Annotated in this window: 15 protein-coding genes; 9 read left to right on the forward strand and 6 right to left on the reverse strand. The window is 60.8% G+C overall.

Annotation, left to right across the window (positions count from 1 at the left end; translation table 11 throughout):
• Positions 1–12: 12 nt before the first annotated feature.
• Positions 13–2,307 (reverse strand): NADP-dependent malic enzyme, encoded by a 2,295-nt coding sequence (locus tag Q4577_RS01590; RefSeq protein WP_303466873.1) that lies wholly within the window; start codon positions 2,305–2,307, stop codon positions 13–15.
• 252 nt (positions 2,308–2,559) lie between these two features.
• Between Q4577_RS01590 and Q4577_RS01595 the strand changes: the two genes are divergently transcribed.
• The 6 genes from Q4577_RS01595 to Q4577_RS01620 all read left to right on the forward strand — a co-directional run bounded on the left by Q4577_RS01595 (position 2,560) and on the right by Q4577_RS01620 (position 8,454).
• Positions 2,560–2,961, forward strand: a complete 402-nt coding sequence (locus tag Q4577_RS01595; RefSeq protein ID WP_303466871.1) for a cytidine deaminase — start codon at positions 2,560–2,562, stop codon at positions 2,959–2,961.
• Complete coding sequence (locus Q4577_RS01600) at positions 2,958–4,268, forward strand: thymidine phosphorylase (RefSeq protein WP_303466868.1); 1,311 nt, start codon at positions 2,958–2,960, stop codon at positions 4,266–4,268. The genes Q4577_RS01595 and Q4577_RS01600 overlap by 4 nt, the downstream gene beginning before the upstream one ends.
• Positions 4,265–5,485, forward strand: coding sequence for a phosphopentomutase (locus Q4577_RS01605; protein ID WP_303466865.1), 1,221 nt, complete (start codon positions 4,265–4,267; stop codon positions 5,483–5,485). Before Q4577_RS01600 ends, Q4577_RS01605 begins: the two co-directional genes overlap by 4 nt.
• Positions 5,482–6,468 carry an adenosine deaminase gene (locus tag Q4577_RS01610; protein WP_303466863.1) on the forward strand — a complete coding sequence of 329 codons (987 nt, stop codon included), beginning with the start codon at positions 5,482–5,484 and terminating at the stop codon, positions 6,466–6,468. Before Q4577_RS01605 ends, Q4577_RS01610 begins: the two co-directional genes overlap by 4 nt.
• Complete coding sequence (gene upp, locus Q4577_RS01615; RefSeq protein WP_244686089.1) at positions 6,465–7,097, forward strand: uracil phosphoribosyltransferase; 633 nt, start codon at positions 6,465–6,467, stop codon at positions 7,095–7,097. The genes Q4577_RS01610 and upp overlap by 4 nt, the downstream gene beginning before the upstream one ends.
• 64 nt (positions 7,098–7,161) lie before the next feature.
• Entirely contained in the window at positions 7,162–8,454 is a 1,293-nt protein-coding gene (locus Q4577_RS01620) for an SPOR domain-containing protein (RefSeq protein ID WP_303466860.1), read from the forward strand.
• A gap of 1 nt (position 8,455) precedes the next feature.
• On the opposite strand, the gene Q4577_RS01625 is transcribed toward Q4577_RS01620, so the two are convergent.
• From Q4577_RS01625 to Q4577_RS01640, 4 genes are all read right to left on the reverse strand, one after another.
• Positions 8,456–9,481 (reverse strand): hypothetical protein, encoded by a 1,026-nt coding sequence (locus Q4577_RS01625; protein ID WP_303466859.1) that lies wholly within the window; start codon positions 9,479–9,481, stop codon positions 8,456–8,458.
• Between the two features lie 275 nt (positions 9,482–9,756).
• Positions 9,757–10,251, reverse strand: a complete 495-nt coding sequence (locus tag Q4577_RS01630; RefSeq protein WP_303466857.1) for a MarR family winged helix-turn-helix transcriptional regulator — start codon at positions 10,249–10,251, stop codon at positions 9,757–9,759.
• Between the two features lie 84 nt (positions 10,252–10,335).
• Positions 10,336–10,626, reverse strand: coding sequence for a succinate dehydrogenase assembly factor 2 (locus tag Q4577_RS01635; RefSeq protein WP_303466855.1), 291 nt, complete (start codon positions 10,624–10,626; stop codon positions 10,336–10,338).
• Positions 10,623–11,021 carry a helix-turn-helix transcriptional regulator gene (locus Q4577_RS01640; RefSeq protein WP_303466853.1) on the reverse strand — a complete coding sequence of 133 codons (399 nt, stop codon included), beginning with the start codon at positions 11,019–11,021 and terminating at the stop codon, positions 10,623–10,625. Before Q4577_RS01640 ends, Q4577_RS01635 begins: the two co-directional genes overlap by 4 nt.
• Before the next feature lie 91 nt (positions 11,022–11,112).
• Between Q4577_RS01640 and Q4577_RS01645 the strand changes: the two genes are divergently transcribed.
• Together Q4577_RS01645 and Q4577_RS01650 are read left to right on the forward strand one after the other, a co-directional pair.
• Entirely contained in the window at positions 11,113–12,315 is a 1,203-nt protein-coding gene (locus tag Q4577_RS01645) for a pyridoxal phosphate-dependent aminotransferase (RefSeq protein ID WP_303466851.1), read from the forward strand.
• Positions 12,316–12,319: 4 nt separating this feature from the next.
• The gene (locus tag Q4577_RS01650) at positions 12,320–12,721 is read left to right on the forward strand and encodes a hypothetical protein (RefSeq protein ID WP_303466850.1); all 402 of its coding nucleotides are present in this window, start codon (positions 12,320–12,322) and stop codon (positions 12,719–12,721) included.
• Positions 12,722–12,876: 155 nt separating this feature from the next.
• Here the strand turns inward: Q4577_RS01650 and Q4577_RS01655 are convergent, their stop codons facing one another.
• Entirely contained in the window at positions 12,877–14,256 is a 1,380-nt protein-coding gene (locus Q4577_RS01655) for an MATE family efflux transporter (RefSeq protein WP_303466849.1), read from the reverse strand.
• A 93-nt stretch (positions 14,257–14,349) separates the two neighbouring features.
• On the opposite strand from Q4577_RS01655, the gene Q4577_RS01660 reads away from it, so the two are divergent.
• A complete protein-coding gene (locus Q4577_RS01660) occupies positions 14,350–14,997 on the forward strand; it encodes a TIGR02453 family protein (protein WP_303466847.1) in 648 nt (215 codons plus the stop codon).
• The last annotated feature ends 1 nt before the right edge of the window (position 14,998 follow it).

Consider the following 14,998-nt stretch of genomic DNA (forward strand, 5'->3'; position numbering starts at 1 on the left):
GTTTCGCCGATCTCAGCCGTAATGTGCCACCGGCGTGCCGGCAATGGCCGCCATGTTCAGCAACCCGCGGGCGGTGATCCCCGGTGTGACCACATGCGCACGGTTGCCCATGCCCATCAGGATCGGCCCAACCTCCAGCCCGCCGGCCTTGAGCTTGAGGATATTGCGCACACCGGATGCGGCATCCGCATGGCCAAAGATCATCACATTGGCCGCGCCCTCCAATCGTCCGCCGGGCAGAAGCCGCTCGCGCAATTCAGGGTCCAATGCGGTGTCGACGTTCATTTCGCCTTCGTATTGGAAATCGGTGTCCATATTGTCGAGCAGGGCGATCGCCTCGCGCAGACGTTTACCCGACCCCTCCATCTGGTTGCCAAATTGCGATTGCGAACAAAAGGCGATGCGCGGTTCCACCCCGAAACGGCGGGCATGACGCGCCGCGCCAAGGGCCACTTTGGCCAACTCCTCGGGCGAGGGCAGGGACCAAACGTGGGTATCCGCAAGGAACAGCGGCCCATCTTCCAGAATCATCATCGACAGGGCGCCGCGCGGGCGGTGCTGTTCGGTGCCCAGAACCTGGGTCACATAGTTCAGATGCCAGCGGAATTCGCCAATTGTGCCACAGATCATGCTGTCGGCTTCGCCGCGATGCACCATGACGGCGGCAATGGCGGTGCTGTTGGTGCGCATCACCGCGCGGGCCACATCCGGCGTCACGCCGCGCCGCGCCATCAATTCATGGTAGGTGCCCCAATAATCACGATAGCGCGGATCGTTTTCCGGGTTCACGATGTCGAAATCGGTGCCCGGGCGGATTTTCAGCCCGGCGCGTTCACAGCGGGTTTCGATCACTTCGGGGCGCCCGATCAGGATCGGCTTTTCGGTGGTTTCCTCAAGAATGGCCTGCGAGGCGCGCAAAACACGCTCGTCCTCGCCTTCGGCAAAGACGATCCGGCGGCTGGCGGTGGCGGCGGCATGGAACACCGGGCGCATCAGCAGGGCCGATTTGAACACGCTTGCGTTCAACTTGTTCTTGTAGGCCTCCATGTCGTCCAGCGGCCGGGTGGCGACGCCGGTTTCCATCGCGGCCTTGGCCACGGCAGAGGACACAACGGCCGACAGGCGCGGATCAAACGGTTTCGGGATCAGATAATCCGCCCCGAATGTCAGCTGCTCGCCCTTATAGGCGGCTGCGGCCTCGGCGCTGGTGGTGGCGCGGGCAAGGGCTGCGATGCCTTCGATACAGGCGATCTGCATCTCGTCATTGATCTCGGTCGCGCCGACATCCAATGCCCCCCGGAAAATGAACGGGAAACACAGCACGTTGTTGACCTGATTGGGAAAATCGCTGCGCCCCGTTGCGATGATCGCATCCGGTTTCACCTCGCGGGCGAGGTCGGGCATGATTTCCGGCGTCGGGTTGGCCAGCGCAAAGATGATCGGCGCATCGCACATCTTGGCGACCATCTCCGGCTTCAGCACACCGGGGCCGGAAAGCCCAAGGAACATATCAGCGCCTTCGATCACCTCATCCAGGGTCCGCTTGTCGGTCTTTTGCGCAAAGGCTGCCTTTTGCTCGGTCATCTCTTCGGTGCGGCCCTCATAGACCACCCCCTTGATGTCACAGAGCCAGACGTTTTCGCGTTTCACCCCCAGCTTCAGCAACATGTTGAGACAGGCAATCCCCGCCGCGCCGCCGCCGGTGCTGACAATCTTGATGTCTTCGAACGTCTTGCCCGCCACATGCAGCGCATTTGTTGCCGCCGCACCAACCACAATCGCGGTGCCGTGCTGGTCGTCATGAAAAACCGGGATATTCATCCGCTCGCGGCAGATTTTCTCAACAATGAAACAATCCGGCGCTTTGATGTCTTCCAGATTGATTGCGCCAAACGTCGGTTCCAGCGCACAGACAATATCCGCCAGTTTTTCGGGGTCGGTTTCATCCACCTCGATATCAAAGCAATCAATATTGGCGAATTTCTTGAACAGGACGGCCTTGCCCTCCATCACCGGTTTCGACGCCAGCGCGCCGATGTTGCCAAGCCCCAGAACCGCCGTGCCGTTGGACACAACCGCGACCAGATTGCCGCGTGCGGTATAGCGCGCGGCATCTGCCGGGGTGTTCTTGATCTCGATACAGGCTTCGGCCACACCGGGTGAATAGGCGCGCGCCAGATCGCGGCCATTGGCCAGCGGCTTGGTTGCGCGCACCTCCAGTTTGCCGGGTTTGGGGAATTCGTGATACGACAGCGCTGCTTCGCGCAAAGACTCTTGCGCCGTGTCCTTGGCATTTCTATCGGTCATTTCTTCCCCCTGGCTGGTGATTTGTTTAATGCTAAACTAAATTGTGCCTGCGCATTAGTGGTCGCGCGCCGATAACAGTTTTAGCGGCGATATGTAAATCCAGCTTAGCGGTAACACGGGCGCATTGCAGAAAATTATCCTGCGCGGCATCGAATTGTGATGGGCGCGCGGCAGGTCCGGTGTCACGTCACACTTGCATCCTTTTGCCTGCGGCCCGATCATTGGCCAAACTAACCGAAACGAGGGACGGTGATGGATTTGTCTGAAACGGCCCGCGCGGTGCGGGAAAATGCCTATGCGCCTTATTCCGGATTCAAGGTCGGCGCAGCGCTTTCTGCGGTGGATGGCCGGATCTTTGGCGGCTGCAACGTTGAAAACATTGCATATCCCGAAGGCACCTGTGCCGAAGCGGGGGCAATTGCCGCGATGGTTGCGGCCGGTCAAACCCGGTTTGAGGCCGCTTATGTCATAGCTGACAGCCCGGTGCCGGTGACTCCATGTGGTGGATGCCGCCAAAAGCTCGCGGAATTTGCGGCGTCGCCGGACGTGGTTGTGACCATGGCAACCACCGGAGGGCGCGAAACCAGAATGACGATTGCCGATCTGTTGCCCGGTGCATTTGATGCCGCGCAAATGGCAAACGCCGAGACATGACAAATGCCCGTGCAATCATTGCCGGCCTGCGGCGGGGGGATCCGCCCACGGCGGCGGATCTGAGCTGGTTCGCCGAAGGCCTGGCCGATGGCCGGGTCAGTGATGCCCAGGCCGGTGCCTTTGCCATGGGGATTTGTCTGCGCGGGTTGGATGAACCTGGGCGGGTGGCGCTGACGCGCGCGATGCGCGACAGCGGCGCTGTGTTGTCCTGGGATCTGCCGGGGCCGGTGCTGGACAAACATTCCACCGGTGGTGTGGGCGATTGCGTGTCCTTGGTGCTTGCCCCTGCGCTGGCGGCTTGCGGGGCCTATGTGCCGATGATTTCGGGGCGGGGATTGGGCCATACCGGCGGCACGCTGGACAAGATGGAGAGCATTCCCGGCCTGTCCACCACATTGGACGAGGCTGCGTTTCGGGCGGTGGTGCGCAGCGCGGGTTGTGCCATCGTGTCGGCCAGCGCCGATATCGCCCCGGCGGACAAGCGGCTCTATGCGATCCGCGACGTGACGGCGACGGTCGAGAGCCTCGATTTGATCACCGCATCCATCCTGTCCAAGAAACTGGCGGCGGGGCTGGATGGTCTGGTTCTGGATGTCAAATGCGGCTCTGGCGCCTTCATGAAGTCGCGCGATGACGCGGGCGCGCTGGCCCGGGCGTTGGTGACGACGGCGAATGCCGCGGGCTGTGCCACACAGGCGTTGATCACCGATATGTCGCAACCGCTGGCCCCGGCGTTGGGCAATGCGTTGGAGGTGGATCACGTCCTTCAGGTGCTGAGCGGCGGCCTGCGCGGCCGCCTGTTTGACGCCAGCGTCGCCCTTGGCGGGACGTTGCTTGCGTCCGGCGGATTGGCCGAGGATGTCGCAAGCGGAGAAGTCGCAATCACAGAGGCCATCACCACCGGACGCGCAGCAGAGCGTTTTGCCCAAATGGTGCAGGCGATGGGCGGGCCTGTGCATTTTGTCGAAAATTGGCAACGATTTTTGCCCGAAGCGCCCGTGATTCGCGAGATCCCGGCGCAAGAGGCCGGGATTGTCACCGCGATTAACGGCGAGGCTTTGGGCCTGGCGGTGGTGCAATTGGGGGGCGGGCGCTCGGTCGAGAGTGATTTGATTGATCCCAGTGTCGGCTTGTCGGATGTGGTGCAGCTGGGGGATCGCGTGGTGCGCGGCCAGCCCCTTGCACGGGTCCATGCCGCGCGGGAAAGCCAGGCAGATCAGGCGGTTGATGCTGTGCGTGCCGCCATATCAATTGGCGAGGAAATGCCAGATCTGCCCGCGCTTGTTTTGGAAAGGATCACCGGATGACACGGGCATTTTTGGTGGTCATGGATTCGGTTGGCATTGGCGGTGCGCCGGATGCCGACCAATTCTTTAACGGGGATGTGCCGGACAGCGGGGCCAATACGCTGGCCCATATTGCCGAGGCCTGTGCCAATGGTCTTGCCGAGGAAGGCCGGACCGGGGCGCTGCATCTGCCCAATCTTGATGGTCTTGGGCTTGGCGCGGCGTGTCGGCTGGCGTCGGGGGCGGATGTGCCCGGTTTGGGGGCGGCGCCGACAGGCATGTGGGGCGCGGCCACGGAACAATCGCGGGGCAAAGACACCCCATCGGGGCATTGGGAACTGGCGGGTCTGCCGGTGCCGTGGGATTGGCATGTCTTCCCGGATACCAACCCGGCCTTTCCCAAGGATTTGACTGATCTGGCGGCCAAACTTGCCGGAACAGATGGTATTCTGGGCAATTGCCATGCCTCTGGCACGGACATTCTGGCGGCTCTTGGGGCGGAGCATATTCGAACAGGAAAGCCAATTTGTTACACGTCGGCGGACAGCGTGTTTCAAATCGCAGCGCATGAACAGCATTTTGGCCTGGAGCGGTTGTTGAAGCTTTGCGCCGATTTGGCGCCACATTTACATGACATGCGCGTGGGGCGGGTGATTGCCCGACCCTTTGTCGGGGAAAATGCGGACTTTCACCGTACCGGGAACCGGCGGGATTACGCGGTCACGCCACCCGGCAAAATTCTGACAAATTGGGTGCAGGACGCGGGGCGCCCGGTGCATGGCATTGGCAAGATTGGCGATATTTTCTCGATGCAGGGCATCGACACGGTGACCAAGGGCAGCGACGCCGAATTGATGACCGATTTGGCAAATCAGGTAGAGACCGCGCCAGACGGCGGGCTGGTCTTTGCAAATTTCGTCGAATTCGACAGTCTTTATGGCCATCGCCGGGATGTGTCGGGATATGCCCGCGCGCTTGAATGGTTCGACCGGGAAATCGGGGTTGTTCTGGATCAATTGCGACCGGGGGATCTGATGATCCTGACGGCGGATCACGGTAATGATCCGACCTGGGTCGGCACCGATCACACGCGCGAAAGGGTACCGGTTTTGGCGGCTGGCCCGAGGCAGTTTCAGAGGCAATCGGCGCTGGGTCTGGTCGAATTCACCTCAATATCGGCTGCAATATGCGAACATCTCAATGTGGTTTACCCACAAGAATTGCGGAGTTTTCTTTGACATATCGAACATTTCCAAAGGTTGAACTGCATTTGCACCTGGAGGGCGCTGCGCCGCCAAAGTTCATTGCCGGGTTGGCTGTGGAAAAATCTGTGGATATATCCGGCGTCTTTGACGAACGGGGCAATTATGTCTTTCGCGATTTCGTGCATTTCCTGTCGGTCTATGAGGCTGCAACCCAGGTGCTGCAAAGCCCGGAAGACTTTCGCCGCCTGACCCTTGCGGTACTGGAAGAAAGCGCCGCAAACGGTGTTGTCTACAGCGAATCTTTCCTTTCACCGGACTTCTGCGGTGGTGGCGATCTGGGCGCGTGGCGCGAATATTTGCATGCGATCCGCGATGCCGCGGATCAGGCCGAGCGCGATTTTGGCATCACCCTTCGCGGGATTGTCACCTGTGTCCGGCATTTCGGCCCGGAACAGGCCAAGGCCACGGCGCGATGTGCGGCGGAAACTGCGGATGAATGGCTCTGTGGGTTTGGCATGGGCGGCGATGAAAATATCGGCCAGCAAAAGGATTATGCCTATGCTTTTGACATGGCGCGCGAAGCGGGGCTGCGGCTGACCACCCATGCGGGCGAATGGCGCGGGCCAGAGGAGGTGCGAAATGCGGTGCGCGACCTGAAGGTCGAAAGGATCGGCCATGGCGTGCGTGTGATCGAGGATCTTTCGCTGGTCGAAGAACTGGCCGAAAAATCGGTGGTGCTGGAGGTCTGTCCCGGATCGAACGTGGCGCTGGGAGTTTACCCGAACATCGCCGCGCACCCGATTGAAAAACTTCGCGAAAGAGGGGTAAAGGTTACGGTCTCTACCGACGACCCGCCGTTTTTCCACACCACAATGACCCGTGAATACGAGGCGCTCGCCAAAACATTCAAATGGGATGAAAACGATTTTGACAGCCTGAACCAGACGGCTATTGATGCCGCGTTCTGCGATCAGACCACCCGTGACGCCATTAAACAGAAGCTGGACCGAACATGACAGACCATTTGACCGTTGTTGATCACCCCCTGGTGCAACACAAGCTGAGCCTGATGCGCGACAAGGAGACCTCGACCGCGGGGTTCCGGCGGCTGTTGCGCGAAATCAGCCAGCTTCTGGCCTATGAAATCACCCGCAGCCTGCCGATGACGACCCAGCGTATCGAAACCCCGATGGAACCGATGGATGCGCCGGTTCTGGATGGCAAGAAGCTGGCGTTGATCTCTATTCTGCGGGCTGGCAACGGGCTGTTGGATGGTGTGCTGGAGCTGATTCCGTCGGCGCGGGTCGGCTTTGTCGGTCTGTATCGTGACGAGGAAACGCTGGAGCCGGTGCAATACTACTTCAAGGTTCCGGATGGCCTGGATGATCGGCTGGTGATTGCGGTTGATCCGATGTTGGCCACTGGCAATTCATCGGCGGCGGCCATTGATCTTTTGAAAGAGGCGGGGGCCACCAATATCCGGTTCCTGTGTCTGCTTGCGTCGCCCGAAGGTGTCGCGCGGATGAAAGAGACCCACCCCGATGTTCCGATTGTCACGGCCTCGCTGGATAGCCACCTGAATGAAAAGGGATATATCGTTCCAGGGCTCGGAGATGCCGGAGATCGCATGTTCGGCACCAAATAACCTGACACGGCTTTACTAAGGCACAACCATTTGCGATGCTGCCCTAAACCTGTGGGGACTGGTTATGAAAAAACTGAATGGTTTTGCGGCGTTTGCGGCCGCAATGGGAATGTCATTTGTCACGTCGGCGGTGTCGGCACAGATCCGGGATGATTTGGCGGCACCGGCAGAGGTGCCGTCGGATTCTTACAGCGGGCGACAATATGTCGACAGCCGGGGCTGTATCTATATCCGCGCCGGGATCGACGGTTCGGTCACTTGGGTGCCGCGTGTCGATCGCAACCGCAAGGTGATCTGTGGTCAGCAGGCCGCGGGTGGCGGCAGCCGGGTTGCCGAAGCGCCAAAGAAACAGCCGGAACCGGTCAGTATCGTGCCAGAGGCACCGGCGGCTACGCCGGTGGCCGCGCCCGCGCCGCGCCGGGTTGTCCGCGAAGCGGCGGTTGCGCCCGCACCTGTGGCCAAACCGCGTCCTGTGACCGTGCGTCGTGCGCCGCCAACCGTTGTACCCGCCACGCGCGTTGTTGTGCGCCCACCGGCGCCGGCACCTGCCGCACCGGTTGTTGTGCGCCGCGCCGGGGTCCTGCCGCCCAATACCGTGCGTCGGTATGATGTGTCCTGTTCCACAACGCGGACAACCAATTGTGGCAAGGTGTCCGGTCCGGTTGTGGTCGTGAACAAGGATCGCCGCGTGGTGCAAACAACCGACGACGGCGTGCGTGTTTATGCCGGCAGCAGCGGCACAGGATATGTCACCGGAAAATCGGTGGTCGCGCCGAAGGCGGCCTTTGAACGTGGCGCGTCGCATCGGGTGCCGATCCCAAAAGGCTATCAGCCGGCCTTCAAGGATGGGCGTCTGAGCACCACGCGGGCGCATCAGACCCTGGATGGGCGTCGCAAGATGCTGTTGATCTGGACCAATACGGTGCCGCGCCGGTTGATTGACAAATACACCGGCGACGAAGTCAGCGTCTATTTCCCGAAACTGCAATACCCTTATACCTCGATGCGCCAGCAGCAGGCGGCGGGCATCGTGTCATCGCGTGGCGAAATTCCCAAGGCGGCCCCGCAAAAGGTCCGCAAGGCCGCACCGGCACCAGCGCGGGCACCGGTCCCACATCAGGCGGCCAGCCATCGTTTTATCGAGGTTGGCAGCTTCTCCAGCCAGCAAAAGGCCCAGGCGGCGATCCGGAATTTGCAATCCTCCGGGCTGCCGGTGCGGATCAATGAATTCACCCGGTCAGGCACACACTACCGGATGGTTCTGGTTGGGCCGTTCCAACGGCAGGACCGTTTGCGCGCGGCTTTGGATGTGGTGCGCAACCGGATCGGCTATCGCAGCGCGTCCCTGCGCAACTAACCTATTGTTCGCAAATCACTTGCAGGCGGAGCCAGTCGTTGTCTGACATGACCGGCTCCGCCTGTTTGCCGTTCATTGGGTCGGCTTCGATCAATCGCAACGTGGATTCGCCGGTCGCATCGCGGGCATAGGCATAGGGTGTCGAGCCCAGTTGCGCCGCGGCAAAACCCGCCAGCAGGTCATCTGTTGCCACTGGTGCGGGCTGGGTGATCATCAAGGATTCCGCATAGGTATCCAACGCCTCTTCTGGCAATTGGCCCGTGGTCAGAAGCTGCGCGGTGGCGAACATGCCAGCCTGGCGCAAAAGGGCCTCCAGCGGATCGGCCTGTGCCGCGCGCAGATTTTCCGCCAGCACGTAGCCGGCGGCGGCCTCGGGGTCTTCGTGATCTTCCAGCACCGATCTGTTCAACAGGATGAAGCCGCCCGGCAAATGGGCGGTGTCGCGGTTGGCGGTGCGCAGGACAATCAAATCGCTGGCCCGCTCGGGCCCCAGAATCCGGCGGCCCAACATGCGCAGCGACGGCGCCGATGCCTCGGCCCGGCAGGGCGGGCCGGTCACCCGGCTGAGCGTGTCCAGCAAGGTCAGACCAATTGCATCGCGTTTCACCGCGGGGACCACCCGCATCGTGTGCGACAGCAGCGCCTCGGGCAGCCAGAACAGCGCGCCCGCAAGGAAGGTGGTGATCGCCGCCGCCCCCAAGACCCAGCGCAGACGACCTTCGCGCGGACGACGGCGGTCGATTTCACGGCGCAGGCGTTCGATGGCGTCGATCATTTCGCGCGCGTCTTCGTCCAGCTCCAACTCTTCGCCGGGGTCGCCGTCGGGGTGGTAACGGGCCGGGATCTGGCCGGGGTTGGCGCGTTCAATCGCGGTCAGCGACCAATGGGTCAGGGCCTGGTCGTTGGTATCGGACAGGATGAGCGTCGCTTTGCCCAAGGATACGACGACATCGCGCCGCTGTACTCCAGGCGCTGCGCGCCAGAGACCGCCTGCCTCCAACCGCTGAAATTGCGTCAACGCTGTCATCTATTGGGCCTGCTCCGCCTCTGTTTGCAGCAATCTTACATGACGGGGGCGGTCGCGTCCATCGGGCCTGACCCCGCGTCGGCTGCACGCCTGTTGCCGGGGCCAAGCATATCAGGCAAATCAATGCCGGAAAATCCCGCTTGCCCCGATTTTCCCAGCCGTAACATCGACCCGCTTAACATGGCCCGGCGTAGCGTCGCCCGGCGTAACATAGCGCTGCGCGACATGGACCGGCGCGTGACATGGCGGGGCGCAAAGGCAAGCGCCGATATCTGTTAATAGATATATCGGATCTGGTCGGTCCAGTACCGTTCGACCCGCCGCAGGGACACGGTAATGTCGTCGATTCCTTCAGGCCCCAACACACCACGGGATTCCAGCCCCTCGGCATGGCGAGAGAACAATTGCGCCACCACATCGCGGATTTCACGTCCCTTGGGGGTCAGTTTGACCCGCACGGATCGACGGTCGATTTCACAGCGCTGATGGTGCATATACCCGGCTTCGACCAGCTTTTTCAGGTTATAGCTGACGTTGCTGCCCTGGTAGTATCCGCGGCTTTTCAATTCGCCTGCTGTGACCTCGTTCTCGCCGATGTTGAACAGCAACAGCGCCTGTACCGCATTGATTTCCAACACGCCGACACGTTCGAATTCATCTTTGATCACGTCCAACAGCAATCTGTGCAGGCGTTCCACCAGAGCAAGCGCCTCCAGATAGTTGGCCATAAAGCCCGCATTGCCAGCGGGCGGGGGGGAATGGATGCTCATTCGGGACTCCGCCTTTATCTCTATTGGCGGAAGTTGCGGCAAAAAACCGAAAAAAGCGTTAAAAACCGTTTGGATTTTCCGGGCCTATCCCCGTAGCCCCACGCCACCGGTCGCCAAAAGCGCCACAGATCGGATGTCGGCCACCATTGTTTGAAGAGTTTCAGGGGCTTCTGCCTGGCCCGAGACCCATTGATAGAGGTCTTGATCGTTTTCGTTCAAAAGAGATTCATATTGCGTCAATGTCGCCGGGTCCATCGTGGTCAGACGTGCCTCGCAATAGGCCACAAGGATCAGGTCCATTTCCTTGATCCCGCGCCGCATCGACCGCATGCGCGCCCGTTTCAACCGGGCTTCATTGTCCGAAACATTCGTCATGTGCCTGCCTCCGCCAGTTTCTGGCGCAGCTTTTTTTCCAGCCGGCCCAGTTTTTCCGCATTGGCCATCATGGTGGCCTTCATTTCGCGGATTTCGATCAGCACATCGTTGACGTCCGGGGTCATGCCGTCGTCATCATCAGGATGCGCCACGCCTTCGCCTTCGCCGTTCAACAGCCACATGAACGTCACGTTCAAAATGCCGGCGATCATCGACAACCGGTTGGCGCGCGGTTCCAGCAGGTCATCTTCCCACTTTTTCAAGGTGCTGAGCTTGATTCCCAGCCGTTTGGCCAAATCGGCCTGGCTCATTCCGGCCTGCTCGCGTGCGGCTGCCAGGCGATCGCCAAATGTCGCGGCCTCGGGGCCGTACCAATCCACCGCTTTGTCGTGCATTGTTCTACTCCTTTGGGCCGATCCTGCTTGATTGGCCCTCGGGCGCAATCTAAGACAAACCATGCAGAGTTTAAACCACAGGCCCGACCCCATGTCCTTGCTTTCCGACACATTGAACCGTGTCAAACCGTCGCCCACCATCGCCGTCACCACCAAAGCTGCTGAGCTGAAGGCCGCGGGGCAGGATGTGATTGGTCTCGGTGCGGGTGAGCCGGATTTTGACACGCCTGAGAATATCAAACAGGCCGGGATCGCGGCGATCACTGCGGGCAAGACAAAGTATACCGCACCGGATGGAATTCCGGAGTTGAAACAGGCGATCTGCGCCAAGTTTCAGCGGGAAAACGGCCTGAGCTATGCGCCGGATCAGGTCAGTGTGGCCTCTGGTGGCAAGCAGATCCTGTACAATGCGTTGATGGCGACGCTGAACCCCGGTGACGAGGTGGTGATCCCTGCGCCCTACTGGGTCAGCTACCCGGATATGGTGCTGTTGGCGGGGGGCACGCCGGTTGCGGTCGAGGCCACGCTGGAAAACGGTTTCAAACTGACCGCTGATCAGCTTGAGGCTGCGATCACGCCCAAGACAAAATGGCTGATTTTCAATTCCCCCTCCAACCCGTCGGGGGCCGGTTATTCGCGGGAAGAGTTGAAGCCGCTGACCGATGTGTTGATGCGCCATCCGCATGTCTATGTGATGACCGACGACATGTATGAACATCTTGCCTATGATGATTTCGAATTCTGCACCCCGGCAGAGGTCGAGCCGGGGCTTTATGAGCGGACATTGACCTGTAATGGCGTGTCCAAGGCCTATGCGATGACCGGCTGGCGGATTGGCTATGCGGCGGGACCAAAACCGTTGATTGCCGCCATGCGCAAGGTTCAGTCGCAATCGACCTCGAACCCCTGTTCGATTTCGCAATGGGCGGCGGTCGAGGCATTGAATGGACCGCAGGAATTCCTGGCCGACAATGTCAAATTGTTCACCCGCCGCCGCGATTTGGTGGTGCGCATGCTGAGCGAGATCGACGGCATTACCTGTCCGGTGCCGGAAGGGGCGTTTTACGTCTATCCTTCGATTGCCGGGCTTATTGGCAAGACGACGAAATCCGGCGTGCAGATCACCGACGATGAAACCTTTGCCACGGCGCTGCTGGAGGATACCGGGGTTGCGGTGGTTTTTGGGGCGGCGTTTGGGTTGAGCCCGAATTTTCGCGTCAGCTATGCGACGTCGGATGCACAATTGACCGAAGCCTGTCGCCGCATTCAGGATTTCTGTCGCGACCTGAGGTAACTTTATGAGTGATGATTTGCCGGACTATTATTTCCGGGTGCGCGAAAATGGGGCGTTGGTGTTCCGGCTCGAGTCCGGCAACCGCCAGCGCCGGATCGAGATGGAACAAATCGCGGTCATCAATATCCGCAATGGCGAGGTCAAGCCGCATGGCGGGCGCGACCTGAGCGATGCGGATAAATCCGAGATTGACCGCTGGATGAAGGCACGCCGCGCCACCCTTGCGGCACGCGATATCGACGACATTCTGCGCACGGTGGATCACATGAACCTGACCACCCAATGGGCGCATTCCAAGGCGACAGCCGAAGAGTTGGACGAAGTGACGGATGCCTTGCTTCTGGCGATGCATGATCTGCGCACGGTATTGGTGCGCAAGAAGGCGGATCGTTTGTTGAAGGACTAGGGCGCGCGCGTCTTGTTCGGGTCTGTTGTTGCTGGCACCTGTGCGGCCCCCGTCAGGGTGTCGCCCGGTGATCGGGACGATTGGGGGACGCTGTCCCCCTTGCCCCCCTGGGATATTTTTGAACAGAAGAAGACCCGAAGACTGCGTTTCGCCCTTTAGCTATTGTGCGCAACGCCATCGGTTGGTGCGGCAATGCGGTCAGCGCGGCGCCAGAACCGGGTCATCATCATGACGCCGGCGGCGGCAAGCCCGGCGACAAGGCCGGCCCAGACCCCAGGCCCGCCAAAGCCAAAGGTGAAGCCAAGAAGATAGGCGGCGCTGAGCCCGAGGCCCCAATAGCTTATAGCGGCCATGATCATCGGTACGGTTGTGTCCTGAATCCCGCGCAACAGCCCCAGCGCCAGCACCTGGGCGCCATCGGTCAATTGGAACAGCGCCGCCATGATCAACAGGTTGGTGCCGATATGCAGGATGGCGTCCCGGTCGGGGTCATCAGCGGACAGAAACAGGCTGATCAACGGCTCTGGCAATGTCAGGAAGACCGTGATCGAGATGGCCGCCGTAATCGCAGAGAGCACAATGACGCTGATCGCGCCACGTTTCAGCCCGCGCGCGTCGCGGCGACCGAATGCGGCGCCGGCCCGCACGGTGGCGGCATTTGACAGGCCGAGGTGGATCATGAAGGCCGCCGTCGCCAATTGCAGGGCAATACCATGCGCCGCCAGCGGCACCGTGCCCAGCCATCCCATCATGATGGACGAGGCCGCGAACAGGCCGACCTCTGCCAGGTTGGTCAGACCGATCGGCACCCCAAGGCGCAGCACACGGCCCATGGCCGCGAAATCGGGGCGCCAGATGCGGTGAAACAATTCATGCTCGGGCAGGGCGATGCGGGCATAGAGGATCACCCCGATCAGCGAAATGACCTGTACCAGCATGGACGCCCATGCCGCCCCGGCGACGCCCATCTCTGGTGCGCCCCAATTGCCGAAGATCAGCATGTAATTGGCCACGACATTGACACAGGCCGCAAGGATCGTGATCCAAAACACCACACCGGTGCGTTCCAGCGCGGCGAGGTAGCTTTTGATCACCATGACCAACAGCGCGGGCAGGATCGCGACACCGGTAATCCGCAGATATGTCTGGGCCTCGGCCGCCAGATCCGGGGCCTGTCCCAATGCCTCGAGCAGGGGGGCCGAAAACCAGAACAGCGGCAATGAGACCAGGCCATAGATGACCGACAGCCAAAGCCCCATGCGTGTCACGCGGCGCAAACCGGTGTCATCCCCGCTGGCCACAGCCGAGGCGACAAGCGGCATCACCGCCCAGGCAAATCCCGACCCCATGAGGAAGATGACAAAGAACATCGTTGTGCCAAGCACCAGAGCCGCCAGCGAGGCCACCCCGTACCAGCCCATCATCACCGTATCGGTCAGACCGATCAGGAATTGCGCCAAATGCCCGCCGATCAGGGGCAGGCCAATGCGGGCGATGGCACGCATGTGCTGGGAATGAGAGAGTGTTTCGGACATGGTTCCGCTCTAGCAGTTTTGCGCCGCGCGGCAAGTCCGAACCATGCTGGAATCGCCGCGTGGCGCGATTATACTGGGTTCTGGAGGTGCGTTATGGCCGATGGGTTTGAGAGTTTTGTGAAGGACAGCCAACAGTTTTTGACCGAATTGGCGGGCCACAACACGCGCGATTGGTTTGTCGGGCAAAAGCCGCGTTACGACCGCGAATTGAAGGTGCCTGCGGGGCATTTGCTGACGGCGCTGGAGGGGCGCTTGGCCGCGCTGTCGGGCGGTACCGTCAAGGGCAAGCTGTTCCGGCCGCAACGTGACCTGCGGTTTTCCAAGGACAAAACCCCCTATCACACTCACCTGCATCTGGCGTGGATGCCGCCGGCCGGTCACGTTCCGGCAGTGGGGTGGTTCTTTGGCATATCGCCGGATTACGTCACCGCCGGGGCCGGTATCATGGCGTTTTCCGGGGATCAGATCACGGCCTATCGCGATGCGGTGGCGGGGCGCGCCGGGGCAGAGCTGGCCAGGATTTTGGCCAAGGGCGGATTTCGATTGGATGCGCCGGAATTGAAACGGTTGCCGTCGGGCTTTGCCAAGGATCATGCGCGGGCTGATTTGCTGCGGCGTAAATCGCTCACTGTGTGGTGGGACGGGATAGAGGGGCGGCTTTGCGGCGATCTGCCAACCGCGCTGGAACAGGTGTTCCGGGAGATGCACCCCGTCGCCGCGTGGCTGCGCCAGAATACCTAGC

The sequence above is a fragment of the Marinovum sp. 2_MG-2023 genome (assembly GCF_030548265.1).
In the GTDB taxonomy this organism is placed as follows: domain Bacteria; phylum Pseudomonadota; class Alphaproteobacteria; order Rhodobacterales; family Rhodobacteraceae; genus Marinovum.

Excerpts from the sequence above, each read along its gene's own strand:
- Q4577_RS01635 (WP_303466855.1), bottom strand. The coding sequence starts at position 10,626 with ATGACGAATGTTTCGGACAATGAAGCCCGGTTGAAACGGGCGCGCATG.
- Q4577_RS01605 (WP_303466865.1), top strand. The coding sequence starts at position 4,265 with ATGACACGGGCATTTTTGGTGGTCATGGATTCGGTTGGCATTGGCGGT.
- Q4577_RS01650 (WP_303466850.1), top strand. The coding sequence starts at position 12,320 with ATGAGTGATGATTTGCCGGACTATTATTTCCGGGTGCGCGAAAATGGG.
- Q4577_RS01645 (WP_303466851.1), top strand. The coding sequence starts at position 11,113 with ATGTCCTTGCTTTCCGACACATTGAACCGTGTCAAACCGTCGCCCACC.
- Q4577_RS01620 (WP_303466860.1), top strand. The coding sequence starts at position 7,162 with ATGAAAAAACTGAATGGTTTTGCGGCGTTTGCGGCCGCAATGGGAATG.
- Q4577_RS01630 (WP_303466857.1), bottom strand. The coding sequence starts at position 10,251 with ATGAGCATCCATTCCCCCCCGCCCGCTGGCAATGCGGGCTTTATGGCC.
- Q4577_RS01590 (WP_303466873.1), bottom strand. The coding sequence starts at position 2,307 with ATGACCGATAGAAATGCCAAGGACACGGCGCAAGAGTCTTTGCGCGAA.
- Q4577_RS01655 (WP_303466849.1), bottom strand. The coding sequence starts at position 14,256 with ATGTCCGAAACACTCTCTCATTCCCAGCACATGCGTGCCATCGCCCGC.
- upp (WP_244686089.1), top strand. The coding sequence starts at position 6,465 with ATGACAGACCATTTGACCGTTGTTGATCACCCCCTGGTGCAACACAAG.
- Q4577_RS01595 (WP_303466871.1), top strand. The coding sequence starts at position 2,560 with ATGGATTTGTCTGAAACGGCCCGCGCGGTGCGGGAAAATGCCTATGCG.
- Q4577_RS01625 (WP_303466859.1), bottom strand. The coding sequence starts at position 9,481 with ATGACAGCGTTGACGCAATTTCAGCGGTTGGAGGCAGGCGGTCTCTGG.
- Q4577_RS01640 (WP_303466853.1), bottom strand. The coding sequence starts at position 11,021 with ATGCACGACAAAGCGGTGGATTGGTACGGCCCCGAGGCCGCGACATTT.
- Q4577_RS01600 (WP_303466868.1), top strand. The coding sequence starts at position 2,958 with ATGACAAATGCCCGTGCAATCATTGCCGGCCTGCGGCGGGGGGATCCG.
- Q4577_RS01660 (WP_303466847.1), top strand. The coding sequence starts at position 14,350 with ATGGCCGATGGGTTTGAGAGTTTTGTGAAGGACAGCCAACAGTTTTTG.